This is a genomic window from Pseudoxanthomonas mexicana (assembly GCF_001556105.1).
GTDB classification, from domain to species: domain Bacteria; phylum Pseudomonadota; class Gammaproteobacteria; order Xanthomonadales; family Xanthomonadaceae; genus Pseudoxanthomonas_A; species Pseudoxanthomonas_A mexicana_A.
Window position 1 is genome coordinate 1 of the sequence record NZ_LSIF01000073.1, and the last position, 26,178, is coordinate 26,178.

At 68.8% G+C, this 26,178-nt stretch carries 23 protein-coding genes; 8 read left to right on the forward strand and 15 right to left on the reverse strand.

Annotated features, from left to right (window positions below):
• Positions 1–916, forward strand: a 916-nt coding sequence (locus AX730_RS19170) for a hypothetical protein (protein WP_062357136.1), incomplete at its 5' end; no start/stop codon positions are given.
• Entirely contained in the window at positions 903–1,496 is a 594-nt protein-coding gene (locus tag AX730_RS12815; RefSeq protein ID WP_198147186.1) for a DUF3106 domain-containing protein, read from the forward strand. The genes AX730_RS19170 and AX730_RS12815, both read left to right, overlap by 14 nt.
• Here the strand turns inward: AX730_RS12815 and AX730_RS12820 are convergent.
• Entirely contained in the window at positions 1,493–2,704 is a 1,212-nt protein-coding gene (locus tag AX730_RS12820; protein WP_062357140.1) for a DUF3667 domain-containing protein, read from the reverse strand. The genes AX730_RS12815 and AX730_RS12820 overlap by 4 nt on opposite strands.
• A gap of 102 nt (positions 2,705–2,806) precedes the next feature.
• On the opposite strand from AX730_RS12820, the gene AX730_RS12825 reads away from it, so the two are divergent.
• From AX730_RS12825 to map, 4 genes are all read left to right on the forward strand, one after another.
• Positions 2,807–4,204 carry an MATE family efflux transporter gene (locus AX730_RS12825; protein ID WP_062357141.1) on the forward strand — a complete coding sequence of 466 codons (1,398 nt, stop codon included), beginning with the start codon at positions 2,807–2,809 and terminating at the stop codon, positions 4,202–4,204.
• 50 nt (positions 4,205–4,254) lie between these two features.
• Entirely contained in the window at positions 4,255–6,159 is a 1,905-nt protein-coding gene (gene sppA, locus AX730_RS12830; RefSeq protein WP_062357144.1) for a signal peptide peptidase SppA, read from the forward strand.
• A 129-nt stretch (positions 6,160–6,288) separates the two neighbouring features.
• Positions 6,289–6,501 carry a ParD-like family protein gene (locus AX730_RS12835; RefSeq protein WP_062357145.1) on the forward strand — a complete coding sequence of 71 codons (213 nt, stop codon included), beginning with the start codon at positions 6,289–6,291 and terminating at the stop codon, positions 6,499–6,501.
• The gene (map, locus tag AX730_RS12840; RefSeq protein ID WP_062357146.1) at positions 6,498–7,274 is read left to right on the forward strand and encodes a type I methionyl aminopeptidase; all 777 of its coding nucleotides are present in this window, start codon (positions 6,498–6,500) and stop codon (positions 7,272–7,274) included. Before AX730_RS12835 ends, map begins: the two co-directional genes overlap by 4 nt.
• An 89-nt stretch (positions 7,275–7,363) precedes the next feature.
• Here the strand turns inward: map and AX730_RS12845 are convergent, their stop codons facing one another.
• The 6 genes from AX730_RS12845 to AX730_RS12870 form a co-directional block, all read right to left on the reverse strand.
• Positions 7,364–9,517, reverse strand: coding sequence for a prolyl oligopeptidase family serine peptidase (locus tag AX730_RS12845; protein WP_062357147.1), 2,154 nt, complete (start codon positions 9,515–9,517; stop codon positions 7,364–7,366).
• Positions 9,518–9,573: 56 nt separating this feature from the next.
• Positions 9,574–11,688, reverse strand: a complete 2,115-nt coding sequence (locus tag AX730_RS12850) for a TonB-dependent receptor (protein WP_157074239.1) — start codon at positions 11,686–11,688, stop codon at positions 9,574–9,576.
• Positions 11,689–11,826: 138 nt separating this feature from the next.
• Entirely contained in the window at positions 11,827–14,196 is a 2,370-nt protein-coding gene (locus tag AX730_RS12855) for a TonB-dependent receptor (RefSeq protein ID WP_062357149.1), read from the reverse strand.
• A gap of 18 nt (positions 14,197–14,214) precedes the next feature.
• Positions 14,215–15,375: a FecR family protein gene (locus AX730_RS12860; RefSeq protein ID WP_062357150.1), complete on the reverse strand. Its 1,161-nt coding sequence runs from the start codon at positions 15,373–15,375 to the stop codon at positions 14,215–14,217.
• Positions 15,368–15,973 (reverse strand): RNA polymerase sigma factor, encoded by a 606-nt coding sequence (locus AX730_RS12865; RefSeq protein WP_062357153.1) that lies wholly within the window; start codon positions 15,971–15,973, stop codon positions 15,368–15,370. The genes AX730_RS12860 and AX730_RS12865 overlap by 8 nt, the downstream gene beginning before the upstream one ends.
• A 147-nt stretch (positions 15,974–16,120) precedes the next feature.
• Positions 16,121–16,513 (reverse strand): RidA family protein, encoded by a 393-nt coding sequence (locus AX730_RS12870; protein ID WP_062357155.1) that lies wholly within the window; start codon positions 16,511–16,513, stop codon positions 16,121–16,123.
• 135 nt (positions 16,514–16,648) lie between these two features.
• Here AX730_RS12870 and AX730_RS12875 point away from each other — a divergent pair, with 135 nt between their 5' ends.
• Positions 16,649–17,572 (forward strand): LysR family transcriptional regulator, encoded by a 924-nt coding sequence (locus AX730_RS12875; RefSeq protein WP_062357157.1) that lies wholly within the window; start codon positions 16,649–16,651, stop codon positions 17,570–17,572.
• Between the two features lie 30 nt (positions 17,573–17,602).
• Here AX730_RS12875 and AX730_RS19490 read toward each other — a convergent pair whose 3' ends face one another.
• Positions 17,603–17,731 (reverse strand): hypothetical protein, encoded by a 129-nt coding sequence (locus AX730_RS19490; protein ID WP_269746999.1) that lies wholly within the window; start codon positions 17,729–17,731, stop codon positions 17,603–17,605.
• 58 nt (positions 17,732–17,789) lie between these two features.
• On the opposite strand from AX730_RS19490, the gene AX730_RS12880 reads away from it, so the two are divergent.
• A complete protein-coding gene (locus tag AX730_RS12880) occupies positions 17,790–18,566 on the forward strand; it encodes an SDR family oxidoreductase (protein ID WP_157074240.1) in 777 nt (258 codons plus the stop codon).
• A 208-nt stretch (positions 18,567–18,774) separates the two neighbouring features.
• On the opposite strand, the gene AX730_RS12885 is transcribed toward AX730_RS12880, so the two are convergent.
• The 7 genes from AX730_RS12885 to AX730_RS19495 all read right to left on the reverse strand — a co-directional run bounded on the left by AX730_RS12885 (position 18,775) and on the right by AX730_RS19495 (position 26,164).
• Complete coding sequence (locus tag AX730_RS12885; protein WP_232310255.1) at positions 18,775–19,434, reverse strand: DUF4124 domain-containing protein; 660 nt, start codon at positions 19,432–19,434, stop codon at positions 18,775–18,777.
• Positions 19,434–20,153 (reverse strand): DUF4124 domain-containing protein, encoded by a 720-nt coding sequence (locus AX730_RS12890; RefSeq protein WP_062357158.1) that lies wholly within the window; start codon positions 20,151–20,153, stop codon positions 19,434–19,436. Before AX730_RS12890 ends, AX730_RS12885 begins: the two co-directional genes overlap by 1 nt.
• Positions 20,154–20,213: 60 nt before the next feature.
• Positions 20,214–20,768: an L-threonylcarbamoyladenylate synthase type 1 TsaC gene (gene tsaC, locus AX730_RS12895; RefSeq protein ID WP_062357160.1), complete on the reverse strand. Its 555-nt coding sequence runs from the start codon at positions 20,766–20,768 to the stop codon at positions 20,214–20,216.
• 31 nt (positions 20,769–20,799) lie between these two features.
• A complete protein-coding gene (locus AX730_RS12900; protein WP_062357162.1) occupies positions 20,800–23,307 on the reverse strand; it encodes a DNA topoisomerase I in 2,508 nt (835 codons plus the stop codon).
• Between the two features lie 209 nt (positions 23,308–23,516).
• Positions 23,517–24,488: an RDD family protein gene (locus tag AX730_RS12905; protein WP_062357164.1), complete on the reverse strand. Its 972-nt coding sequence runs from the start codon at positions 24,486–24,488 to the stop codon at positions 23,517–23,519.
• A complete protein-coding gene (locus AX730_RS12910) occupies positions 24,485–25,375 on the reverse strand; it encodes an RDD family protein (protein WP_062357166.1) in 891 nt (296 codons plus the stop codon). The genes AX730_RS12905 and AX730_RS12910 overlap by 4 nt, the downstream gene beginning before the upstream one ends.
• Before the next feature lie 51 nt (positions 25,376–25,426).
• Positions 25,427–26,164, reverse strand: a complete 738-nt coding sequence (locus AX730_RS19495; RefSeq protein WP_062357168.1) for a GYF domain-containing protein — start codon at positions 26,162–26,164, stop codon at positions 25,427–25,429.
• Positions 26,165–26,178 lie beyond the last annotated feature (14 nt).

A 26,178-nucleotide genomic window follows, 5' to 3' on the forward strand; every position in this document is an offset into this window, starting at 1 on the left:
CTTCCTGCGAGGGTGCGAACGCCGGGGTGCGGTGTTCGCCGAACTGCAGTGCGGGGACGCCGATCGCGGTGATGTCGCCCTCGCCGCGGCCCTGCGCGCATTCCGGGGCAAGGCAGCCGGCCTGCCCATGGCCGACTGGCCGGTGCGCTTCTGGGCGCTGCTCGTGGCGACGCCGCAACTGCGCGTCGATGGTCCCGCCGCCCGTTGGCCCGATGCCTTCGCGGCCCTGGCCCGGCCCGCCACCGCCGATCGCGCGGCGCTGCTGCTCCGGCTCGCCGGTGGCCTGCAGGAAGCGGAGGCCGCCGAGGTCCTTGCGCTGGACGGTGCGGCCTACCGCGACGCGCTGGCCCGCGCCTGCCCGCGCGACGCGCTGGGTCATCCGGACGCCGCCGGCTGGCGTGCGGTGGCCGACGCCATCCAGCAGCATCTCCGCGAATTGCCTGCCGATCGCCTGGCCACGCTGGCGCGCCTGCGCGAGGACGCCTTGGCCGGCACGCGCTTGCCGCCCACGGCACCGACTACTTTCGCCGCTGCCGGTGAAACGCCGCGGCGGGGCCGCTGGATCGTCGTGGCGTTCGTGCTGTTGCTGGTCGCGATAGCGGCGGCCGCAGCCCTCTGGTGGTGGCGCTCGTCATCCGGTCCGTCGGTGCCGGTGCAGGCGGCGGAGTCGTCCGGTGACGAAGCCACGCTGGCATTGCCACCGGATCCCGAAATCATCGTGGCAGCGCTGCCGCCCGCCGAGGCGCCCGCAGCGCGCGTCGATGCCACCAATCCCGTCGATCCCGATCCGGACGACGCCCTGCTCGCGGATGCGGATGAGCCCCGCGCCCGCGAGGCGGATTTCCTGGCGTGGTACGTCGCCGGCGGCAGTGCGGCACAGGCGACTGCGACGGAGGTGGCCAATGGGGATCGCTGAGCGTCGCACCACCATTCTCGGCGTGTGCTTGGCGATGGCGGGGATGGTCGGCATCGCAGTGTCGTTCGCGCAGGACGCGTCGCCGCCGGCACGTGTCGGCACACTGCCGCCTGCGATGCAGGAAGCCGCATCGTCACCGCGCCACGCGTGGGATGCACTGACCTCGCGTGAACGCGAGGATCGTCGTGCCCGTTACGCGGCATGGCGCGCGCTGGACGACGTGCAGCGCGCACGCTTGCGTGGTGCCGCCAACGAGATCGCGGCGTTGCCGCCGGAACACCAGGCCGCGCTGCGCACCCAGTTCGCCGTGCTGGATGCGATGCAGCGGCGTGGCTGGCGGTTGGGTCCGGAACTCGGCGCCGACTGGCCACGCCTGCAGCCGCTGTTCGCCTACGTGCCGCCCGGCGAGCGCGATGGCCTGCTGTCGTTGCTGCGCCGGCTGGACGCGGAACAGCGTGACGACCTCGCCGCGCTGGCGCAGCGCCTGCCGCCGCAGGATCGCGATGGATTCCGTCGCGAACTGCTGGCCGTGCCCGAGGCGCAACGTCGCGCGTGGCTGCGGCAGCGGCGGGACCGCTAGACGTTCACCCACGTCGTCAGCGTCAGGAAGATCAGCGCCATCACCAGCATCATGAAATACAGCGCGCCGAGCACCGAGAACTTGAGCAGGGTGACGATCCGGTGCTGCCGGTACACGCGCTGTTGCATCTTCAGCAGGTAGATCGGCATCCACACCAGGATCGCGGCCAGCACCGTCCAGTAGGGGATCTTCCACCAGTAACTGTCGGCCGTGACCAGGCTGCCGAACGCCTGGGTCAGGCAGAGCGCCAGGACGCACAGGCACAGGTAGGCATGGCTGTACAACGCCACCACCAGGTGTTCCAGGTAGACGCGCCCTGTGCCGATGTACGCCAGCTTCAGCAGCAGCGCGAACACCGGCACCAGCACGAACAGGGCCGACGGCACCGAGCCGATCAGGCGTGTGACGAAGTAGTTCGGATCCTGCGCCACGCGCGGGACGTTCTCTTCCGCCCGCGCCAGCTTCCTGTTGAACCAGCGATTGGCGAAGTCGGGCAGCCAGCCCACGCGCACCGGGTTGGTCTCGGCATCGAACGGCTTGTCGCCGACGGTGATCAGGGTGCGCATGGGCATCTCGGGCAACGATGACCCTTCCGGATAGCGATCAGGCAGTGCCAGCGAGGGATGATCGGGCTGCAACTGGGTGATGCGTTGGCGCGCAAGGCGCTGGGTGGCGTAGATGTTGGGTTCGACGCGCTCGCGCATGAAACCCAGGCCGCGCGGCATGCCGGCACGCGCCGAGACCAGGCCATCCAGCGTCTCGTCGCGCTGCCTGAGGACGCCCTCGACGGTTGTCTGTTTCGAGAAGTCGATGCCCGATTCTTCCTGGGCCGCGACCAGGTTGGTCTTGCCGTCCGCCGTGGGCGGTGGCGGCGGTAACGACACTTCGCCGATATGCAGGGTCAGCTTCGCCACGAAGAACGTCAGTACGCTGAGGATGACGAACAGCCGCAGCGGCGCCACGAACGGCGCGCGGTGGCCGGCCAGGTAGGCGTTGGCCAGCGTGCCGGGCGAGAGCAGGGTGCGCAGGGTGCGGAAGATGCGCCCGTCCAGGTGCCAGAACGACTCGAACACCTCTTCCACCGCATGCCCGAAGCTGCGCAGCGGGTTGTGCGCGTTCTGCCCGCAGACGTGGCAGAACCCGCCCTGCAGCGGCGTCCTGCAGTTCTCGCACGCCGCAGCGTGCACCTCGTCGTGCGATGGGGTCATGGGGCGTTCGGGCGGCGCGGGAAGCGAGCGGGTAAGATACCGGCCTCCCGTGACCCGGTGCCAGCGCGACGCCGCGCGACCGCAGTCCGGCGGTTGATCCTCATGTCCGTCTCCCTCTCCCCGACCCCGCGCTTCGGCCAGGAAGTGCGCGCCACGGGCACGCTCGCCCTGCCGCTGGTGCTGGGCCATGTTTCCACTGGCCTGATCGGCTTCGTCGACAACGTCATCGCCGGCCACCACGCGACCGCGACGCTGGCGGCGGTGACCGTGGGCACCGCGCTGCTGTGGCTGCCGATGATGGTGCCGATCGGCACGCTGATCTCGCTGACCGCCTCGGTCTCGCAACTCGATGGCGCCAACCGGCGTGCCGAGATCGGCCCGCTGTTCCGGCAGGCGCTGTGGCTGTCGCTGGGCCTGGGCCTGCTGATGTTCGCCTTCCTCAGCGTGGCGCCGTACGCGCTGGCGGCGTTCGGCATCGCGCACGACATCATTCCCGGCGCCACCGCCTTCCTGCATGGCATCCGCTGGGGCGTGCCGGCGCTGACGTTCTACTTCTGCATGCGCTACCTCAGCGAAGGCACGCATTGGACGCTGCCGACCATGATCCTCGGCTTCGGCGGCCTGCTGGTGCTGGCGCCGGTCGGCTACGTGCTGGCCTTCGGCAAGTTCGGGTTCCCGGAGATGGGCGCGGGCGGGCTGGGTATCGCGTCGGCGCTGACCATGTGGGTGCAGGCGATCGCCTTCGCGATCTACCTGTCGCGCACGCACCGCTTCGCCGACCTGCGGCTGTTCGCGCAATTCGATCCGCCGCGCGCTGCCCCGATGATGCAGCTGCTGCGCACCGGCCTGCCGATCGGCATCACCGTGTTGATGGAAGGCAGCCTCTTCATCGTCACCGCGCTGCTGATCGCGCGCCTCGGCACCACGCCCGCCGCCGCGCACCAGATCGCGATCAACGTGTCGGCGCTGTGCTTCATGATCCCGATGGGCGTGGCCGAAGCCACCACCGTGCGCGTGGGCCATGCGGTGGGCGCAGGCAACACGCTGGGCATCCGCCGCGCCGCGCATGCCGGCTACGTCATCGTGCTGGCGACGCAGGCGATCTCGGCGCTGTTCCTGCTGCTGGGCCACGACCTGGTGGTGTCGCTGTATACCGACGACCTCGCCGTCGCCGCACTGGCCGGCACGCTGCTGCTGTTCGCTGCGGCGTTCCAGTTCCCCGACGGTATCCAGGTGCTGTCGGCCGGTGCGCTGCGCGGGTTGAAGGACACGCGCGTGCCGATGTGGCTGGCGGTGGTGTCGTACTGGGGCCTGGGCATGCCGCTGGGCGCCGGGCTCGGCCTGGGGCTCGGCTGGGGGCCGCAGGGCATGTGGCTGGGCCTGATCGTCGGCCTGACCGCCGCCGCCGTGCTGCTGGGCTGGCGCTTCGAGCGCAGCAGCCGGCGCTGGCAGGCCGCTGCGGCGTCTCCCGCCCCGGTCACGGTGACCAACGGGGCATGAAAGCCTCACCCACGACACGCTACAGTGATCCCAGTTTCCCGGAGTTCCCCATGAACCAAGTCGCACCTGCACCCCGTCGCAGCCCGGTCGTCGCCTTCTTCGTCGGCCTGTGGGACGTGATGAATTTCACCCGCAAGCTGGTCCTCAACCTGATCTTCTTCGGGCTGCTGTTCCTGATCTTCATCGTGTTCGTCATTGCCGCCGGCAGTGGCGGGGTGAAGCCGCTGATGGAGCGCACCACCTTCGTACTGGCGCCGGAAGGCCGCCTGGTGGAGCAGTTCACCGCCGATCCCGCCACCCGCGCGCTGGCCAAGGCGCTGGGCGACAAGAGCGCCGAGGAAGTGCAGTTGCGCGACCTGCTGCGCGCCATCGAGACGGCGCAGAAGGACGAGAAGATCGAACGCATGCTGCTGCGCGTGGACCAGTTGCAGCCGACCGGTTACGCCTCGCTGCGTGAAGTCGCCGCCGCGCTGGCCAAGTTCCGCGCCTCCGGCAAGCAGATCGTCGCCTTCGGCGAGAACATCAGCCAGACGCAGTACCTGCTGGCGGCGCAGGCCAACGAGGTCTACCTCGATCCGATGGGCAGCCTGATGCTCGAGGGCCTGGGCCGCTATCGCCAGTACTACCGCCAGGGCCTGCAGGAGAAGCTCGGCGTGGACGTGCACCTGTTCAAGGTGGGCGAGTACAAGTCCGCCGCCGAGCCCTACGTGCTCGACGCCGCCTCGAAGGAAGCCAAGGAAGCCGACCTGTTCTGGATGAACGATGTGTGGCAGCGCCTGCTGGCCGACATCGCCAAGGTCCGCAAGACCACGCCGGAAGCGCTGGCCGCCGGCATCGACACGCTGCCCGAAGGCATCGCCGCCGCCGGTGGCGACCTGGCCAAGTACGCCCTGCAGCAGAAGCTGGTCGATGGCCTGAAGACGCAGGAAGAGGTCGAGAACCTGCTGATCGAGCGCGGCGTGGCCGACGAGGATTCCGAGACCGGCTTCCGCGCCATTGGCCTGACCGGTTACCTGACCCAGGTCGACGCCAGGACGAACCCGCTCGACAAGCGTCCGCAGATCGCGGTGGTCGTGGCCGAAGGCGAGATCACCGACGGCGACCAGCCGGCCGGCCGCATCGGTGGCCTGTCCACCTCGGCGCTGCTGCGCGAGGCACGCGACGACGACGACGTGAAGGCCGTGGTGCTGCGCGTGGATTCGCCCGGCGGCGGCGTGTACGCCTCCGAGCAGATCCGCCGCGAAGTGGCCGCGCTGAAGAAAGCCGGCAAGCCCGTCGTGGTGTCGATGGGCGACCTGGCCGCCTCCGGTGGCTACTGGATCAGCATGAATGCCGACCGCATCTACGCCGACCCATCCACGATCACCGGCTCCATCGGCATCTTCGGCATGATCCCCACCGTGCCGCGCACGCTGGAGAAGATCGGCGTGCGCACCGACGGCGTGGGCACCACCCGCTTCGCCGGCGCGTTCGACATCACCCGCCCGCTGGACCCGGCCGTGGGCCAGGTGATCCAGTCGGTCATCGACAAGGGCTACGCCGACTTCACCGGCAAGGTCGCGGAAGCGCGCAAGAAGCCGGTGGAAGAGGTCGACGCCGTCGCCCGCGGTCGCGTGTGGAGCGGTGCGCAGGCGAAGGAGCGTGGCCTGGTGGACGAACTCGCCGGTTTCGACGCGGCGGTCGCCGATGCCGCCAAGCGCGCCAAGCTGGGCGAGGCCGATGCCTACCGCGTGCGCTACATCGAGAAGATGTCCTCGCCGTTCTCGCAGTTCATGGGCGGCTTCGCCGGCAGCCGGATCGGTTCGGCCTGGCTGAAGGATTCCGACTTCGCCCGCGCGCTGCTGGCGCGCAGCCTGCCGGAGATGGAGGCGCAGCTGCGCTTCGTCGACGAGGCGGTGAACGACCGCAACGGCGCCCCGGTGAAGAGCCTGGCGTACTGCTTCTGCGGGTTCTGAGTTCTTCCTACATAGTGTGATCGACGGGCCGCGCGGGCAACTGCGCGGCCCGTTGCGTTTGTGGGCATCCGTGGATACGGGATATACGAATCATATATGATACGCATATCCCGCTTTCGAGATTCCCCCATGGGCATCGTCAACATCGACGACGCGCTGCACGACCAGCTGCGTCGTGCCTGCACGGTCAGCCACCGCTCGATCAACGCGCAGGCCAACTTCTGGATCAAGGTCGGCATGCTCTGCGAGATGCATCCGGAGCTGAGCTTCCAGGACATCGTGGCCAACGAACTGCGTGCGGCCGGCGTGCAACCGGCACCGCTGCTCGCGGGGCACACGTGATCAAGACGGCCGACGAACTGGCGCGCATGGCGGAGGCCGGCGCGCTGCTGGCGTCCGTGTTCGACCGCCTCGACCGGCTCACACTGGAAGGCATGAGCACGATGGCGATCAACGACCTGGTCGAACGCATGATCGTCGACGAGCTGCACGCGCGCCCCGCGAGCAAGGGGCAGTACGACTTTCCGTACGTGCTCAACGCCTCCATCGACGACGTGGTCTGCCACGGCATGCCCTCGCACGACGACGTGCTGCGCAGCGGGCAGATCGTCAACCTCGACATCACGCTCGAGAAGAACGGATACATCGCCGACTCCAGCACCACCTACCTGATCGGCGACGTCGCCTATCCCGCGCGCCGGCTGGTGCAGGCCACCTACCAGGCGATGTGGAAAGGCATCGCCGCCGTGCGTCCGGGTGCGCGCCTCGGCGATGTCGGCCACGCCATCACGCAGTACGCGCGCGAGCAGGGCTACAGCGTGGTGAAGGAATACGGCGGCCACGGCATCGGCCGCGAGATGCACGAAGCGCCGCACGTGCATCACTACGGCAAGCCGGGCACGGGCCTGGTGCTGGCGGAAGGCATGGTCTTCACCATCGAGCCGATGGTGAACCAGGGCCGCGCCGCGATCCGCTCGCAGCCCGACGTATGGCCGGTGCATACGCGCGACGGCAAACTGTCCGCGCAGTTCGAGCACACCGTCGCCGTGACGCGCACCGGTGCACGCGTACTGACGCTGCGGCCGAACGAAGTGCCGCTGTGCAAGGTCGCGTGAGCGATCAGCGCGGATGCGTGCGGCGCGTTGCCGCCGCTTGAACACGATCGACCTCCGGCCCGCGCGGACGCGGACCGGAGGCAGTGCACTCAGTGCGTGCCGGCGTGGGCCGGGATCAGCGTGTCGATCAGGAAGGTCATGCGCAGCGCCATCAGTTCTGGATTGCGGAACGCATCGCTGACGCCGTGGCCGCCTTCCTCGTCCTCGAGGAAGTAGACCGGCGCACCGGCGTCGAACAGGCGCGAAGCCAGCTTGCGCGCGTGGCCGGGGCCGACGCGGTTGTCTTCCGTCGAGATGGTGACCAGGAACGGCGGGTACGTGGTGCCCTTTCGCACGTTCTGCATCGGCGAGTACGCGAGCATCGCCTTCGCTTCATCGGGCTTGTCGGGATCGCCGTACTCGTTGATCCACGCCGCGCCCATGCCCATGTGACGCATGCGGATCAGGTCGGTCAGCGGTACATCGCTGACCACCGCGCCGAACAGGTCCGGGCGCTGCGTGCCCAGCGTCGCCGACAGCAGGCCGCCGTTGGACATGCCGAACACACCGATGTGCTTCGGCGTGGTGTAGCCGCTCGACACCAGCTGCTCGGCGACGGCGATGAAGTCGTCGTACGAGCGTTGGCGATCCTTGCGGATGGCCGCCTGGTGCCAGGCTTCGCCACGCTCGCCGCCCCCGCGGATCGCGGGGATCGCCAGCGAACCACCGCGGTCCAGCCACAGCTTGAACGCAGGTCCGCCCACCGTGTAGTCGAAGTAACCGGGACGGTAGGAAATGCCGAACGCGCCGTAGCCGGTCATGAAGAGCGGCTGTGGGCCGGCGGCCGGCGTCTTCGGATGCAGCAGGTAGTAGTCCACCGACGTGCCGTCGCGCGAGGTCGCCGTGCGGATCTCGGTGACGTAGCGGCCTTCTTCGAACAGCGCACGGTCCTTCGCCAGCAGGCGCAACGGTTGGCCGGGGCGGAACAGTTCCTGCCGGCGCGGATTGACGAAGCCGTTGGTGGCGACGATCAGGTCGTCATCGGAACTGCCGCCGCCGCGCACCGAGATGTTGTCGCCCGGTTGCCCGGCCAGCGCTTCGTCGACGGTCCAGCCATCGGCACCGGGACGCGCGAGCAGCACGCGCGGCACCAGCCGGCGATTGACCACGAACGCGAGTTTGCCCTGCGCGCTGGCGATGTCGCTGCGTCCACCGAGGTAGTCGCCGTCCGCCGGGGTGTAGATGCGGGTGACCTTCTTGCCGGCGGGCACGGCCGGATCGCTGTTCCAGGCCAGCAGGGTCTCGGCCGGATACGCCGTGCCTTCGACCACTTCATCGGTGCCGAGCTGCACCACCACCTGGTCGCCAACGAGGGCCTGCACGGCCATCGGCTTCAGCGAGCGCGGCAATGCGGCCTGTTCGATGCGGCCGTCCTGGGTCACCGCGAACACGTCGAAGGTGGAGTAGTTGATCGCGCGCACGATGACGCCGCGACGCTGCGCGCCGTCGCCGACCGCGAACAGCTGCACGATCGCGTCCGACGGTTCGGCCTTGTACACCTCGCGCGCGCTGGCGAGTGGTTGCCCGCGCTGCCACAGGCGTACCGACGCGGGCCAGCCGGCCATCGTCTTCGGCGCGCCATCGGCGGTGTGTTCGACCATGATCTGGTCCGGCCCCAGCCATTCGGCGAACGCGCGCGCCTTCGGCGTGCGGAAGCCGCCCTCGACGAAGCGGGCCTGGTCGAGATCGAATTCGCGGATCTCGACTTCATCGCCACCGGCCGGCGACAGGCGCAGCAGGCAGCGGCTGAAGCTGGGCGCCAGGCAGGCGCTGGACAGGTCGTAGGCCTGCAGTTCGAGCGGTGCGTTCTCGGTCTTGCGTAGCTGTCCGACGTCCAGCACGGTGCGCCACGCGCCCGGCAGGCCGTCGTCGCCACGACGCGCGAGTTGCAGCAGGCCGTAGGGGTGTTCGGCATCGCGCAGGAAGCGCACGGCGCGCTGGCCCATCAGCGTGATGTCCGGCTCCGCCGCGCCGGTGGCCAGCGCGGAGGCGAGTTCGGCCTTGACCGTCGCGTACGTGGGCATGGCGCGGATCTTGGTCTGTGAAGCGGCGGTCTTCGCGCGTGCCCATTCCAGCGCCTGCGTGCCGTGTGGCGCTTCCAGCCACTGGTCGTCAGTGGCTTGTGCCATCGCCGGTGCGGCGGCGGCCAGTGCGACGAGCGCCAGCGCACGCATGCGCGCGGGCGTCTTGATATCGATATGCATGTGATCGTTCCCGTTGGAAGGCCGGCATCCGCGAGGCGGACGCCGGCCGGGGTGGATTAGAAGCTGTAGCGGAAGACCACGCCGTAGGTGCGCGGGCGCAGGCGGTTGGCGACACCCAGGGTGGTGCGTGCGTTGAGCGCACCGTCTTCGTTGGTCAGGTTGTTGCCGTACAGGAAGGCCGACCAGCCGTTGTCGGATTCCACGCCGATGCGCGCATCGAGCATGGTGATCGCGTCACCCGGCGAACCGGCGGTGAGCGCCGTTTCGCGCGCCGAGTCGTACACCACACCGGTGCGCACCACGCCGCGCAGGTCGGCGGCGACGTCCCAGCTGTAGGCCGCCGACGCGGTGAAGCTGTTGCGCGGCACGTTGTAGACGTCGGTGCCCTTGTTGAGCGGCGTGCCCGGCACGTCGGCCACGTAGGTCGCATCGATGATCGAACCGCCGACCTGCAGCATCAGCGAGGCGCTGGGCGTGTACACCACGTTGACTTCGACGCCCTTGTTCTCGGTGCCCTTGGAGTTGGTCAGGCCGTTGATGGTCGAGGTGATCGGCACGCGCACGGCGACGCCTTCCCAGTCGCTGTAGAACACCGCACCTTCGACCAGCAGGCTGCCGTCGAGGAACAGCGACTTCGCGCCGAGTTCGTAAGTGGTGATCGAGTCCGGATCGATCGTCGACGGCAGTTCGACGCCGTTGGCTTCGGCCAGCAGGATCGAGGAGATCGGCTGCAACTGACCGGAGCGGAAGCCGCGTGCGGCGCTGGCGTACAGGGTGGTGTCGTTGGCCGGCTTGAAGGACAGCGACACGCGCGGGTTCCAGCTGTCGAAGGTGGCGTTGAGCGTCGACACGCGCGTGGTCGAGACGGAGATGGCGTCCACGTCATCGCTGAAGTAGCGGATGCCACCGGTCAGGGCCCAGCGCGGGTCGGGCAGCTTGACGGTCACTTCGCCGAACACGGCGTAGGCGTCGTTGGTCTGGCTGGAGCTGCTGGGGGCCGCGGTGCCCACTTGCGAGGCATCGTTGCGCTCGGCTTCGCGCAGGTAGTAGCCCACCGTCCAGTCCAGCGTGCGGTCGCCGGTCGAGGACCAGCGCAGTTCCTGCGTGCGCACCTGCAGGTTGATGTTGCTGACGTAGGTCGTGGTCGGATTGAGCATGCCGTCGTTGGCGTAGTCGAGTTCCGCGTCAGCGAACGAGTAGAACAGTTCCGAACCGCCGAAGTCGTAGGTGCTGACGAAGCTCGCGGTGCGCCACTCGTCGTCGTTGCTGTAGAACGAGTTGGTGGTCAGGTCGTCCAGCGCGCCGTTGCCGCCGCCGGGGGCTTCGGACTTGTAGGTCCAGTAGGCAAGATCCATCGTCCACTGGTCGGTGGGTGCGAAGCGGACCTTCACGCGGCCGGTCTTGACGCGCTGTTCGTTGATGTCCTTGTTGCCGGTGGTGTTGTCGTCGGTCCAGCCCGACAGCTTCTCGTCGGTGACGGCGACGCGCGCGGCCAGGCGGTCGTCGATCAGCGGGATGTTGACCACGGCCTTGCCGCCCCAGCCGTCGCTGCCGCCCTGGGTGGTGGAGGCCGAGGCTTCGATGGCGCCGCCGAATTCGTTGAAGTCCGGCTTGCGGGTCAGGATGCGCACCGTGCCGCCCATCGAGCCTTCGCCGAACAGCGTGCCCTGCGGGCCCTTGAGGATCTCGACGCGGTCGATGTCCCACGAACGCGCTTCGGGATACCACGGCACGCTGACGCCGGTGAACGGAATCTCGTCGAGGTAGTAGCCGTTGTCGTTGCCGCCGAGCGAGCTGGATACGCCGCGGATCTGCACCTGGGTGAAGCCGCCGCCGTTGTCGACCGAGCCGGCGCCGGGGGTCATGCTGATGATCTCGGCGATGTTGCTGATGCCGAACGCATCGATCTGTTCGCCGGTCACCGCGGTCATCGCGATCGGCACGTCGATCTGCCGCTCGCTGCGCTTGCGTGCGGTGACGGTCACCGAGCCGAGTTCCTTCACCTCGCCCGACGTCGCCTGCGTCTCCGTCGTGGTCGGTGTGCTGGCCTCGCTGTCCTGGGCATGGACGTTGCCCGCGAACAGCAACGCGGTGGCGACCCCCAGGCACAAGGCCCTGCGGGAAGGAAGCACGCTGGCGGGAACGGACGAAGAACGGGCGATGCGATTCACGTGAACTCTCCTGGCTCTCGATGGGGGCGCGGATGCGCGATCGAGGGCCAGGCGACGGACGTCGTGCGGCCCTCTCAGAAAGCCGTGACGATCCGGTGAACCAAAAATGAAATTTTCGCTACAGAATTTTTGGTTGCATCAGTAACGGACCTGCAGCTCGACGCCGAGCGTGCGTGGCCGCAGTCGTGTCGCGACGCCGCGCGTGGTGCGCGCGTCGTCCGCGCCCTGTTCGTTGGTCAGGTTGTCGCCGTACACCGCCAGACTCCATCCCGCCGCCGTCTCCACGCCCAGCCGCACGTGTGCCGAGAGGATGTCGTCGCCCGGCGATCCCTGCGTCAGCGAGGCCTGCCGCGCGCTGTGGTAGCGCACGCCGGCACGCGCGATGCCCTGCATGCCGCGGGCGATCGTGCGGTGGTATTCACCGGCGGCGCCCCAGGTGAGGCGTGGCGTGTTGTAGACCGGCGAGCCGCGCGTGATCGGCGTGCCGGCGACGTCGGCGGTGTAGGCCGCATCGACCCATGCCGACTCCAACTGGAAGGACAGGCTGTCGCGTGGCTTCCACGTCAGTCCGATCTCCGCGCCGCGGATCTTCGCACCGTCGGAATTGACCAGGCCGTTGAACACGTCCGTCACCGGCACGCGCACCGGCACGTCGCGCCAGCGGCTTTGGAAGACGGCAGCTTCCACCAGCACGCGGCCCTCGCGCGCCAATGCCTTCGCACCGAGTTCGGCGGTGATGATGCGGTCGGCGGCAATGCGCGTCGGCAGCTCGATGCCGGCGGCCTGTGCCAGCAGGAATGACGTGATCGGTTGCAGCTGGCCCGAGCGGAAGCCTTTCGCCAGGCTGGCGTAGACCGTGGTGTCGTCGGCCGGCGTCCACGACAGGCCCAGGCGCGGATTCCAGCTGTGGAATTGCTCGTCGAGCATGGTCTGCGCGTCGCCGGTCAGCGACACGCCCTGCACTTGATCCTCGAAGTAGCGCAGGCCGAGGTTGACGCTCCATGCCGGGTTCGGCAGCTGCACGGTGGCATCGCCGAACAGCGCGCCGCCGTCGTTCTCCTGGCGTGCGCGGCTCGGTGCGACCTCGCCGATGGCGCTGGCATCCAGGCGCCGCGCCTGGCGGCGGTACGCGCCCACGGTCCACGCGACGGTGCGTTGGCCGGTCGAACTCCAGCGCAGTTCGTGGGTGCGCACGCCGATGTCGATCGCGCTGTCGTACGCGGTGTCCGGCAGGATCTCGCCCTGCTGGCGCTGCGCGAGGTCGGCTTCCGCATAGGTGTAGGTGAGCGCGGACGTGTCGCCTTCGTAGGTGCTCACCAGGTTCGACGTGGTCCAGTCCGCATCGCGCCCGTAGTAGTACGCGACCTGCATGGCGTCGTCGGCGGCATAGCCGCCACCGGGTGCGCTGGAGCGGTAGGACCAGTGCGCGGCATCCAGTCGCCAGCGTTCCGTCGGCAGGAACGTGGCGCGGAGGCGACGGGTGCGCACGCGCTGGGTGTTGATGTCGCGGCGACCGTCGGTGGCGTCGTCCACCCAGCCAGGCAGCGATTCGTCCGTCGCCACCACGCGCACGGCCAGGCGGTCTTCGAACACGGGCAGGTTGGCCATCAGCTTCGCCGACCAACCGCTGCCGCCGCCGCTCGCGGTCGACCAACCGCCTTGCGCGAGCAGCGAGAGGCGGTCCAGCTCGGGCTTGCGGGTCAGGATGCGCACGGTGCCGCCCATCGAGCCTTCGCCGAACAATGTGCCCTGCGGCCCCCTGAGCACTTCGACACGATCGAGGTCGAACGCGCGCGCATCCGGATGCCACGGCACCGTCACGCCGGTGAAGGGAATGTCGTCCAGGTAGTAGCCGTTGTCGTTGCCGCCGAGCGAACTCGACACGCCGCGGATCTGCACCTGGGTGAAGCCGCCGCCGATGTCGACGGACGACGCGCCCGGTACCGAATCGATCGCGAGCGCGGCATTGGCGATGCCCATGCCATCGAGCTGCTGGCCGTCGAGGGCGGTGACCGCAAGCGGCACATCGATGCTGCGCTCCGTGCGGCGCCGGGCCGTTACCTGCACGCCTGCCAGTTCGATGGGCGCCGGGGCCGACGCGGTCGCCGGGGTGGCGGGCAATGGACCCCGGACCGGCAGGTCGCGCGATATCGTGACCACGCCGCTGGCGCGGAAGGTGTAGCCGAAGCCGCTGCCGGCGAGCAGGCGACGCAGCGCTTCTTCGTTGTCCAGCACGCCGCGCACGGTGGGCGTGCGGGTGGCGGTCTTCAGGTCGCCGATCGCGACGAACTGGATGCCGGACTGTTCCGAGAACGCGATGAGCGCGTCCTCCAGCGACTGCGGCGCAATGGCGAACGACGACGGGCGCGCCGCCCGATCCTGGGCATGCGACAGGGCGATGCAGGACGCGAGACCGAGCAGCAGCGGGAGGCGCAGCCAACAGGAACCCCGTCCCCGGCGCTCAGCGCGGGGAGGCGTGGCTCCCGGTCGGACTGCAGCTGCGCTCAAGGTTCCCGATGGTCTCCCTTATCTCCGGACGGTCGCGGCGCCCGGCGATGCCGCGGATTTTCCGCCGGGCAGGCGGGTGCTTGGTACGGGCGACACCAGCAGGATCTCGTCCTGCCGCCGCACGACCGACAGCGAGAGCGCCTGCGCGACGCTGTCGAGCCAGACGTCGAGGTCGGTGGTGCTCCAGCGTCCCGTCACCCGCATCTGCGCCAGCGTCGCGTCCTGCAGGATGATCGGCCGCCGCGAGTAGCGGTTGAGGTCGGCCACGACATTGCCGAGCGTCTCGCTGCGGTAGGTGACCTTCCCCTGCAGCCAGGCCAGGGTCGATTCTGCGTCGAGGTCGACGGGGCCGTCGAGCGGGCCACCCTCCTGCAGCGTCGCACTCTGGTTGGCGGCGAGCTGCACGACATGGTTGGCGATGCCGCCGCCATGCGCGCGCAGATCGCTGACCTGCACGCGCCCTTCGGTGACGATGACGCGGATGCCCTCGTTCCGCTTGGCGACGCTGAAGTGCGTGCCCAGCGCCTGCGCCAGCGCGCCGTCCGCACGGACTTCGAACGGGCGGGCGGCATCCTTGGCGACGGCGAAATAGGCCTGGCCGCGCACCAGTTCCACCTGGCGGCGCTGGCTGCTGAACTGCACGACCACTTCGCTGCCGGCATCCAGGTCGATGCGCGAACCGTCGGGCAGATCGGCCTGGCGCGGGGTGCCGATCTCGGCAGCGAGGCGCATCCCGGTCGGCGCGGTGGTGCGGCTGAACTTCAGCGCGCCCACCAGCACGGCCAGCATCGCGACGCTGGCCGCCAGCGCGATCCAGCGGCGCGGGCGGGTGCGCGTCGCCGTACGCGGCACGGGCGCCGTCGTCGGGCGGGGCTGGAAGGACGCGTGGGTGACGGCCGGCGGCGACATCGCCACGCGGTCGGTGGTCGCGGCGGTCGCCACCTCATCGGCGGCGCGTGCCTGCTGCGCGGCGATGACCTGTCCGGGGTCGACGCCGGCGGCGGCATCCCAGAGCAGGTGGACGTCCTCGAACGCCTGCGCATGCAGCGGCGAGGCTTCCATCCACGCATTCCACGCGTCGATGTCGGCGTCCTGCAGGTCGTGGTCGCCCAGGCGGATCAACCAGTCCGAGGCTTCCTGGAGCGCCTGCGCCCGGGTCGTGCGGGGGTGGTCACGCATGGTCGGCGCCTTCCTGTTCGTCCGTGAGTTCATCGAAGCGCAGCTGGCAGAAAGCCAGCGCCCGTGCGACATGGATCCGCACCATCCTGTCCGTCAGCGCCAGGCGTTCGGCGGCTTCCTTGAAGCTGCACTGCTCCATGCGGACCAGCCGGAAGGCGTCGGCGCATTTCGGTGGCAGCTCGGCCAGTACCGCCGGCAGGCGTTCGACGACCCACCGGGCCCGGGCGGAGCGTTCCGGGTCGGCCCCGGGATCGGGCCAGAGGTCCAGGCCGTCGGGTTCGGGCAGTTCGGTGTAGGCCCGTCGCCGCAGCAGGTCGGTGGCCAGGTTCTGGGCGATCTTGAACAGCAACGCGCGCTGGAAACTGACGACCTGGTCGTTGCCCAGGTTGAGCAGGCGCGCGTAGGCCTCCTGCGCGACCTCGCGGGCGTCCTCGTACGAGCCGAGCCGCAACTGCAGCGACCGGATCAGGGTCGCGTTGAGGTTACGTACCAGCTCGGCGGCCTGGTTGGCCCCGGCTTCCGATGGCGCAGGGCGGGAAGGCACCGCGGATCCTGTCGGATCGGCGGCCTCGTCGGCAGGATGGCGGGCGGGCTCCATAGACAACTAGACGAAGGACGGCGGGGAAAGTGAAACAGCCCGCCGCGCCTGCAGGTGAGGGTGGTGGAGGCGACGCAGTGTAGTCACAGCATTGTGCGTCGCGTCAAACCAGGCGGCGGCATCCCGTTGCCGCCTGCCGCACCTCCGTCAGCCCGGAATACGCGCGATCACCTTGATCTCGAAGTCGAAGCCAGCGAGCCAGTTCACACCGATCGCGGTCCAGTTCGGGTAGGGCGCAGCCGGGAAGACGTCGCGCTTGACGGCCAGCACGGTCTCGAACTGCTGCTCGGGGTCGGTGTGGAAGGTCGTCACGTCGACGATGTCGTCCAGCCCGCAGCCGCCGGCTTTGAGGGTGGCTTCGAGGTTGGCGAAGGCCAGGCGCACCTGCGTTTCGAAGTCCGGCTCGGGCGAGCCGTCGGTGCGGCTGCCGACCTGGCCGGACACGAACAGCAGGTCGCCCGAGCGGATCGCGGCGGAATACGCGTGGGTGGCGTACAGCTCGTGTCGGCCGGCGGGGAAGACAGCGTCACGGATGGTCATCGGATTCTCCTTGGGGGGCGGGGTGCCCCGTTACATGGCGGCCACGCTAGGCAGCCGCGCGGACCGGATAAACACGCCAGGCGCGGGATCACTATTTGTAGAATCCAAACAATCCCCTCACGCCGGAGTGCCCGCATGGACCGTATCGACGCGATGCAGGCGTTCGTCCGCGTGGTCGACACCGGCAGCTTCACCAAGGCTGCCGACACCCTGCAGGCCAGCAGGACGCGGGTGACGCAGCTGGTTCAGCACCTGGAAGCGCACCTGCGGGTGAAGCTGCTCCACCGGACCACGCGCAAGGTCAACGTCACCGCCGACGGCGCGGCGTACTACGACCGCGTGGTGCGCCTGCTGGCCGACCTGGACGACGCCGAGACCAGCCTGTCGGCGGCCTCCACGTCGCCGCGCGGGCGCTTGCGCGTAGACGTGCCCGCGCCGCTGGCCAGTCTGGTGCTGATGCCGGCGCTGCCCGATTTCCACGCGCGCTATCCCGACATCCAGCTGGACATCGGCGCCAGCGACCGCAAGGTGGACCTGATCGACGAGAACGTGGACTGCGTGGTGCGCGGTGGCGATATCGCCGAGCCGTCGCTGCGCGCGCGCCACGTGGCGGACCTGCCGCTGGGCGTGTACGCCGCGCCGGGTTACCTCGCGCGTGCGGGGACGCCGGCGCATCCGCACGCGCTGGAAGCCAGCCATCACCGCATCGTCGGCTATCGCGGCGCGCGGACCGGCGCACCGCTGGCCTACGCGATGCATCGCGGCGGCGAGCCGCTGCGCGTGCAGGGTCGCCACGTGCTGACCGTGGACGATGGCAATGCGTACCTCGCCGCCGGCATCGCCGGCCTGGGCGTGCTGTGGCTGCCTCGGTACATGGCGCGCGCACCGCTGGCGCGGGGCGAGCTGGTGCCGTTGTTCGAGGACTGGCAGCTCGATGCGATGCCGCTGTACGTGGCGTTCCCGCCCAGCCGGCACGTCAGCCGCAAGCTGCGGGTGTTCATCGACTGGATCGTCGAGCTGATGGCGCAGCACGCACCGGCCATCCAGCCGCCGCGCTAGTCCTTCCACGCGCGCGTTGCGGCGTGTGGATCAGGCGGCGACGCTGTCCGCGTTCGCCTGCGGTTCGGGTGCTTCGTCGGTGGGCGGTGGCTCGGGCGCGCGACAGGCGGCGCAGGCCAGCAACAGTGCGGCAAGCAGGGTGAGGCGGATCCGGGTCATGGCGACGGTCCTCCTGTGGCGTGGCGCTATGCTACGCCCATCGATGAAGGAGGCGCATGTGGCGGCGAACCGGTGGCGACTGGAAGGACAACTGGCGCTGGTAACGGGCGCCAGCGCGGGCATCGGGCTGGCGATCGCACGCGAACTGCTCGGCTTCGGCGCGGACGTGCTGATGGTGGCGCGCGACATGGATGCGCTGCAGGACGCGCGCACCGAACTCGGTGACGAATTCCCCGAGCGCGAGATCGGCACGCTCGCCGCCGACGTGGCCGATGACGAAGACCGCCGCGCCATCCTCGACTGGGTGGAAGACCACGACGACGGCCTCAACATCCTGATCAACAATGCGGGCGGCAACGTCACCCGTGCCGCGGTGGACTACACCGAAGACGAATGGCGCGGGATCTTCGAGACCAATCTTTTCTCCGCGTTCGAACTCTCGCGCTATGCGCATCCGCTGCTGACGCGGCATGCGGCGTCGAGCATCGTCAACGTCGGCAGCGTCTCCGGCATCACCGCCGTGCGCAGCGGCGCGCCCTACGGCATGACCAAGGCCGCGCTGCACCAGCTGACCCGCAACCTGGCTGCGGAATGGGCCGAGGACGGCGTGCGCGTAAACGCGGTGGCGCCGTGGTACATCCGCACGCGCCGCACCTCCGGTCCGCTGGCGGACGCGGATTACTACGAAGAAGTCGTCGCGCGCACGCCGATGCGCCGCATCGGCGAGCCCGAGGAAGTCGCCGCTGCCGTTGTCTTCCTGTGCCTGCCTGCATCGAGCTATGTCACCGGCGAATGCATCGCGGTGGACGGCGGTTTCCTGCGCTACGGGTTCTGAGTGGAGGTCCGCTGGCACCGTTGACGGCGCGGTTCACCGCAGGCGGTTGCAGCTCTTGCCGCTGGCATCGGCCAGCAGGATATCGACGTCGTTGCGTTCGTTCCGGATGGCGATGTCGGTGCCTGGCCTGCGTGGCTGCGTCCGGTGCCTTCCGGCCAGGAAACGACCTGGCGGATCTGAAGGCCGCTGCCACGCAGTCGAGCGCGGCTTACTGCCCGCAGCGGCTCTCGGCGACGATGCGTGCGACGCGCTCGTAGTCGGCGCGGTTCTTCTCGGCATTCTCCGGGCGCGCGAAGCGGAAAGCGACTTCGGTTTCATCGCGGCGCTTCTTCCACGCCTCGCACAACGCGCCGTCGGGCACGCGCGCGCAGGTATCGCGCACCACCTCGCAGGCCTGGCCGGCGCCGGATTGCGGGTTGCCGTCCAGGCCTACCGTGCGCAACGTCACGCAGCGCGAGGCGGGCAGGACGTCCTCGGTGACGTAGCTGTCCTTGTCGTACGTGGTGCACTGGAACAGCACCGGCGGCGGCAGCCGATGGGCGTCAGAGGTGGGTGACGCGGGATCGGTCGTCGGCGTCGCCCTGGAGGGTGCGGTGGCCGCAGGCGCCTGTGCGGGCGCGACCGCGGGTGTCGTGGCGGGTGCAGTGGCTTGCCCCGGCACCATCGGCACGGTGTTCACGCCCTGCATCGTGCGCGTTTCCTGTTTCATGCCCTTGGGACAGGGCGAGTTCTGCAGGGTCAGCGCGCCGCTGGCGTCGGTGCAGCGGTAGATGGTCACGTCGGCCGCAGCGGCGACGGCGATACCGAGGCTGCCGCACGACAAGGCGAGCAACAGGCGTGCGAAGGAGCGTGCGATGGGGGTCATCATTACCTGCAATCGTTGGCGATGCGCGCATCGATGCCGCGCTGTTCCAAGTCTAGCGCGCGCTGCTCGCTCGACATCGCAGCGCCGTAGCGGCGCAGGATGTCGTAGCGGCGGTCGGACAGGCGTGCGCAGACTTCCTGCTGCGGCAGTGGATGGCAGGGATCGCGTACCCAGGTGCCCCCCGGCATGATCACCGGGCCGGGATGATGGCCGCCGGCAGGCGGGCGAGGCAGGTGGCCACCACCGCTCTGGAGCGCCAGGTTGCCGTTGCCGATCGAGACGTTGCCCGACACGCTGCCGCCATGCCCGCGCGGCCATAACGTATGCGCGGGATACGCCGCACCGTAGGACACCCAGCGCGGATTGCCCTGGTCGGTGTCGCTGGCATAGGTCTGCCCGTCCGGCGCGATGCACTCGTACATCGGCCTGGGCGGAGTGAGGTAGACCACGCGCGTTGGTGGCGCGGCGGGAGGTGGCGGTGCAGGCGCGGGCGCGGTGGCGGCGCGCGGCGGTGGCCGTGCCGGGTCCTGTGGACGTTGCATCGCGCGCACTTCCTGCTTTTCGCCTTTCAGGCATGGCGAGTCACGCAACGCGACGCGGCCGTCGGCGGCCACGCAGCGGTAGATAGTCACCTGCGTGCCTGCCGCGGGCACTTGAGCGTGCGCCATCGATGGCGTGGTCAGCAGCAGGACCGACAGCAGCGGCGGGACGAGGCGCGACATGCGGCCATGGTGCGCGCCGGGCGGGAGGATGGAAAGCCGATGGCGCGGCCCGTATGGCCGTCAGTCACGCAGCGAGTGGCCCGTGAGCGCGTCGCGGATGGCGGTGGGGCGGTCGAGGCCGCCCGTGGCACCCGGCACGACGGCGTCGACGCGCGCCAGCAGGGCGGGATCCAGTGCCGCCTGCTCGCTGACCGGCGGTTGCCCAGTGAGGTTGGCGCTGGTGGATACCAGCGCGCCGCCATAGGCCTGGCACAGGCCGATCACGACCGGATGCTGGCTGACCCGAACGGCGATGCCGCGGTGCGCACCGGTCACCCAGCGCGGCGCCTGCGGCGTGGCGGGCATGATCCACGTATGCGGCCCGGGCCAGCTGGACAGCACCTCGGTGAGGCGGTCGGTCGGCACGGCGGCCACGTCGATCAGCGGCTTGAGCGTGGCAGCGATCAGGATCAGGCCCTTCTCGACCGGCCGCTGCTTGATCGCCAGCAGCCGGTGCACCGCGCCCTCATCGAACGGGTCGCAGCCCAGTCCCCACACGGCTTCGGTGGGGTAGGCGACAACGCCGCCGCTGCGGATCGTTTCCGCCGCTTCCTCGATGGTCCTTTCGATCGGCATGGCGTCGGCTCGGGTCCTTCGAGCGGTGGGATCAGAACGGTGCGTCGTCGCCGGCGATGGCCTTGGCGGCCTTGCTCACCGTCTTCTTCGCTGCCGCCTTCTTGGTGGCGGATTTCGCTGCGGTCTTCTTGGTCGCTTTCTTGGCGGCCTTCTTCGCCGGTGCCTTCTTGGCGGCGACCTTCTTGGGTGCAGCGTCCTTCTTCACCGCGGCCTTCTTGGCGGGCGCCTTCTTGCCGAAGCCCTTGCGCACCGGCTTGCCGGTTTCCTCCAGCAGCTTCTGCACTTCCTCGAAGGTCAGCGAGGCGGGCTCGCGGTCCTTCGGGATCTTGCCGTTGAGCTTGCCGTCGCTGATGTACGGACCGAAACGGCCGTTGAGCACCTGGATGTCGCTGCCGTCGAATTCCTTGATGATGCGGTTGCGGGCGATCTCTTCCTTCTCTTCGATCAGGAACACCGCGCGCGCCAAGTCGATCGTGTACGGGTCGTCTTCCTTCTTCAGCGAGGCATACGTGCTGCCGCGCTTGGCGAACGGACCGAAACGGCCGATGCCGACGCTGACCTCTTCGTCCTTGTCCTGGCCCAGCTTGCGCGGCAGCTTGAACAGCTCCAGCGCGTCTTCCAGGGTGATGGTGTGCATCGACTGGCCGGGACGCAGCGAGGCGAACTCCAGCTTCTCGTCGGTGTCCTTGTCGCCGATCTGCGCATACGGCCCGTAGCGGCCGAGGCGCACGCTGACCGGCTTGCCGGATTTCGGATCCTTGCCGAGCTCGCGCGCGCCGGTGGCTTCGCTGCGGTCGACGGTCTCGGCCTTTTCGTCCACCAGCTCCTTGAACGGGCCCCAGAACTTCTCCATCAGCGGCACCCACTCTTCCTCGCCGCGGGAAACGGCATCGAGCTCGTCCTCCAGCTTGGCGGTGAAGTCGTAGTCGACGTACTGGGTGAAGTGGCCCGACAGGAACTTGGACACGGCGCGGCCGACGTCGCTGGGCTTGAACGCGCGGCCTTCCATTTCCACGTACTTGCGGAAGATCAGCGTCTGGATGATCGAGGCGTAGGTGGAGGGACGGCCGATGCCGTATTCCTCCAGCGCCTTCACCAGCGCCGCTTCGGTGAAGCGCGGCGGCGGCTGGGTGAAATGCTGGTCGGCGTGGATGCGGTCCAGCGGCACGGTGTCGCCGGGCTTCATCGGCGGCAGCTTGCGGCCTTCGTCGTCGTCCTCGGCGGCCTTCTGGTCCTTGCCCTCCTCGTACACGGCGAGGAAGCCGGGATCGACCACGGTGGTGCCGCTGGCGCGGAAGCTGTGCTGGCTGCCGGCGGCGAGGTCGACGCTGACGGTGTTGAGCGTGGCCGGGACCATCTGGCAGGCGACGGCGCGCTTCCAGATCAGGTCGTACAGCTTGCGCTCGTCGTCGCTCAGGTACTTGGCCACCTGCGCGGGCGTGCGCAGCGCGCTGGTCGGGCGGACGGCTTCGTGCGCTTCCTGCGCGTTCTTCGACTTGGTGACGTAGACGTTCGGCTTGTCCGGCAGCGCCTGCGTGCCGTAGTCGCGCGCGATGACGTCGCGGATCTCGGCCAGCGCGTCCTGCGACAGCGTCACCGAGTCGGTACGCATGTAGCTGATCAGGCCGACGGTGCCTTCCTCGTCGCCGATGGCCACGCCTTCGTACAGCTTCTGCGCCACCTGCATGGTCTTGCGGGTGGTGAAGCCGAGCTTGCGCGAGGCTTCCTGCTGCAGCGTCGAGGTGGTGAACGGCGGTGCGGGACGGCGCTTGCGTTCCTTGCTGGTCACGTCGGTGACGTGCAGCGTGCCCTGCGCGGCCTGCTGGATGCGCAGGCGGGCGGCTTCGGCGGTGTCGCCGTCGGTGACGGTGAACTGTTCGAACTTCTGCCCGTCCAGTTTGGTGAGCTTGGCGGTGAAGGCCTGGCGCGGATGCGCGCACTCGGCCTCGATGCTCCAGTACTCGCGGGCGATGAAGGCTTCGATCTCTTCCTCGCGCTCGACGATCATGCGCAACGCGGGCGACTGCACGCGGCCGGCGGACAGGCCGCGCTGCACCTTGCGCCACAGCACCGGGGACAGGTTGAAGCCGACCAGATAATCCAGCGCGCGGCGCGCCTGCTGCGCATCGACCAGGTCGCCGGCGATCTGCCGCGGCTGGCCCATGGCTTCCTTGATGGCGCGCGGGGTGATCTCGGTGAACACCACGCGGTGCAGCGGCTTGTCCTTGAGCAGGCCACGCTCCTTCAGGATCTCGGCGATGTGCCAGCTGATCGCCTCGCCCTCGCGGTCCGGGTCGGTCGCCAGGAAGATGTCGTCGGCGCCCTTGGCGGCCTTGGCGATCGCATCGACGTGCTTCTCGTTCTTCTCGATCAGGTCGTAGCGCATCGCGAACCCGTTGGCCGGGTCCACCGCGCCCTCCTTCGGCACCAGGTCACGGACGTGGCCGTAGGACGCCAGGACGGTGAAGTCCTTGCCGAGGTATTTGTTGATCGTCTTGGCCTTGGCGGGCGACTCGACGATGAGCAGGTGCTTGGGCATGTCAGGGGTTCAGGGGAGTTCGGGTGGGCCGTCCGGGGGCCGGCAAGGGTGGCCCAGATGCGGGCGCCAGAGAAGCGGACGCCCGGAGCGGGGGCCCCGGGCGTTCAGATTTCCCATTTATAGTGGTGTCACGGCCGTCCCGGCCTGTCAAGCCACAGCGCCCGGCCAGACCTCGGGGCCGCGACCCCGGTCACGCCAGGTGAGTCGGCTCAGCGGCCCATCGAGGCCAGGGCGGCGACCCCGACGATGGCCAGGATGACCAGGCCCACCAGCAGCAGGCCGAACAACGCCAGGATCACGATGGTCACGGTGCCGAGTTCCTCGCGCTGCCGCTCCGGCTGGGAGGTGAAGGCCCACTTGTCCACCACCAGCGTGTCGCACATCAGGTCGTGCAGACCCTGCTTGCGCTCGGTGAAGGCGGCCATGATCAGGCCGATGCACAGCAGCAGCGAGCTGAGGAGGTAGGCCCAGTACCGGCCGAAGCCACGCAGGAACGTGATCTTGTCGCCGTCGGTGCGCACCACCTTGATGCCGATGGCCAGCTTGCCGGGGGTGGCCAGCAGTCCAGCGCTGGAGTGGAACCAGGCGAACGCGATGGCACCCAGCAAGTAGGAACTCAGCGTCTGCACCGCGTTGAACCTTTCGAGACTGCTGAAGCCGCCGCCGGCCAGGCCCCCGAGAATGGCCGCGATGATGCCTACCGGGATGCCGATGGCGAGCGAGTCGATGACGCTGGCCGCCACGCGCTTCCAGAAGCCGGCATAGACCACGTGGCCATGCGCGACCGGCCTTCCGTAGGCACCGATGCCGATGTCCGCACGCGGCGCGGCGTAGGGAGAGTCGCCGGGTGATACGGCGGGCTCGGCACGCGGGATGGCCTCGGGTTGGGCGTAACTCGGTTCGCTGGCCGTAAACACCGCGCGACCGGTCAACGGACGCTCGACCTCCACCTCGGTGGCGACCGGCGTGTCCGCCGTCTCGGGCGCGGGCGGGGAAGGCGGCGTCATGTCCAGCCGCAGTTCCGGCGCGACATTGACCAGCGCGGTCCACTGCTGCATGCCTTCGCGCCAGACCAGCGAGGTACGGGTGAGCGTGCCGTCACGAAACAGGGCGGCCATCGCATCGCCGTCCACCGGGCCGTGGCGCTGCTGTTGGGTATCGACGTAATACCAGACGGTCATGCGAGATCCTTCATCAGCATCGCGCCCATCACCGCGTAGATGGCGATGCTGCCGATGATCGCCAGTCCAGCCAGCACCAGGATCACGATGGTGACCACGCCCAGTTCGTCGCGCTGGCGTTCGGGGAAGGACGTGAACGCCCACTTGTCCACCACCAGCGTGTCGCACAGCATGTCGTGCAGCGCCTGCTTGCGCTCGGTGAACGCCACCATCAGGCCCGAGATCAGCACGCCCAGGCCGCAGGTGACCATGGTGAAGACCAGGTAGCCGAGCGAGCGCAGGAAGCCGCGCCAGAAGCTCATCCGCTGGCCGTCGGTACGCGCGACCTTGATGCCGACCGCGAGCTTGCCGAGGCTGGCCTGCAACGACGAGGACTGCATCCACCCGAAGTAGATGCACGGTGCGAGGAACAGGATCGGATAGATCGCCAGCATCGAGGCGACGCCCGCACCGGTGGCGAACGGATTGTCGGAGCCGCCGGCACCCATCACGCCGACGCCGATCAGCATCAGCGGAATCATCAGCGCGTAGCTGATGACCGTGGTGACGATGCTGTCAATGAAGCTGGCCGCGAAGCGCTTCCACAGGCCCGCCTGCACGACGTGGCCGGCGACGACGGGCTGGAAGGTCGCCAGGTCCGCGGTCGGCGGCGTGTAGGGCGCATCGGCGTCCGGCACTGCTATGTCCACGGCCGGCGTGGCGATGGCATCGAGCTGCAGGTCGAATTCCGCGGCGAAGTTCTTCAGCGGCTGCCAGTCGTGCAGCCCTTCCCGCCACACGAGCGATGCGGCATCGAGGCGCCCGTGGCGCACATGGCTTTCCAGTTCCTCGGCCGAGAACGGCCCCTGCCGCTGCCCGCTGGCGTCGGCGTAGTACCACTGCGTCATCGTGTCATTCCCCGGTAAAAAGCGCGGTTGGTGTCGCCACGCTCGCGTTGCTCAGTCGCGGCAGTCCAGCGGCAGCCACTTGTTGTCGATTTCCGACGAACAGTTCCACGTGCTGTTGTCGCTGCCCATATCCCACCACAGCTTGCGTCCGTCGATCTCGGTGTTGCCGGTATTGCCGAACTCAAGCTCGAACCCGCAGGTGCCATCGTCGAATTCACCGACGATCGCACGCGTGACGTAGGTGCCGGCGTAACTCTCAGGGGTGCCGATGTCACCTTCACCATTGCCCGGGCAGCGCGCTTCACCGGTGCGTATCGCTTCCACCTGTTGCTTCAGTGGCTGGCTCTCGGCGATGGCCTGCGACACCTTGGCGCGCAGCGTGTAGTCGTTGTAGGCGGGAATGGAGATCGCGGCGAGGATCGCGCCGATGCCCAGGCACGGCACCAGCAGCACCGCCGCGACGATCAATGCGATCTTGCCGCCGGACATGCCCGGCTTTGCGGGTGGCGCGACGGGTGCGCGCAGCAAGCGGTCCTGTGGGTCGGCATTCGTCGCGTGAGCGGGAGTGGCCTGTGGTACCGGTGGCGGCGCGCTTCCGATCTCGACCGGCGCAGGATTCAAGCCGAGTTCGTCGGCGACATCGCGCAGGGGCTGCCATTGCGCCATGCCTTCGCGCCAGACCAGGCTGTCCAGCGCAAGACGTCCGAAACGGTAATGGGTGACCAGTTCATCCGACGAGACCGGACCGTGCTGCTCACGGTTCCGGTCGGCGTAATACCAACCCGACATGCTTCCCCCTGAAG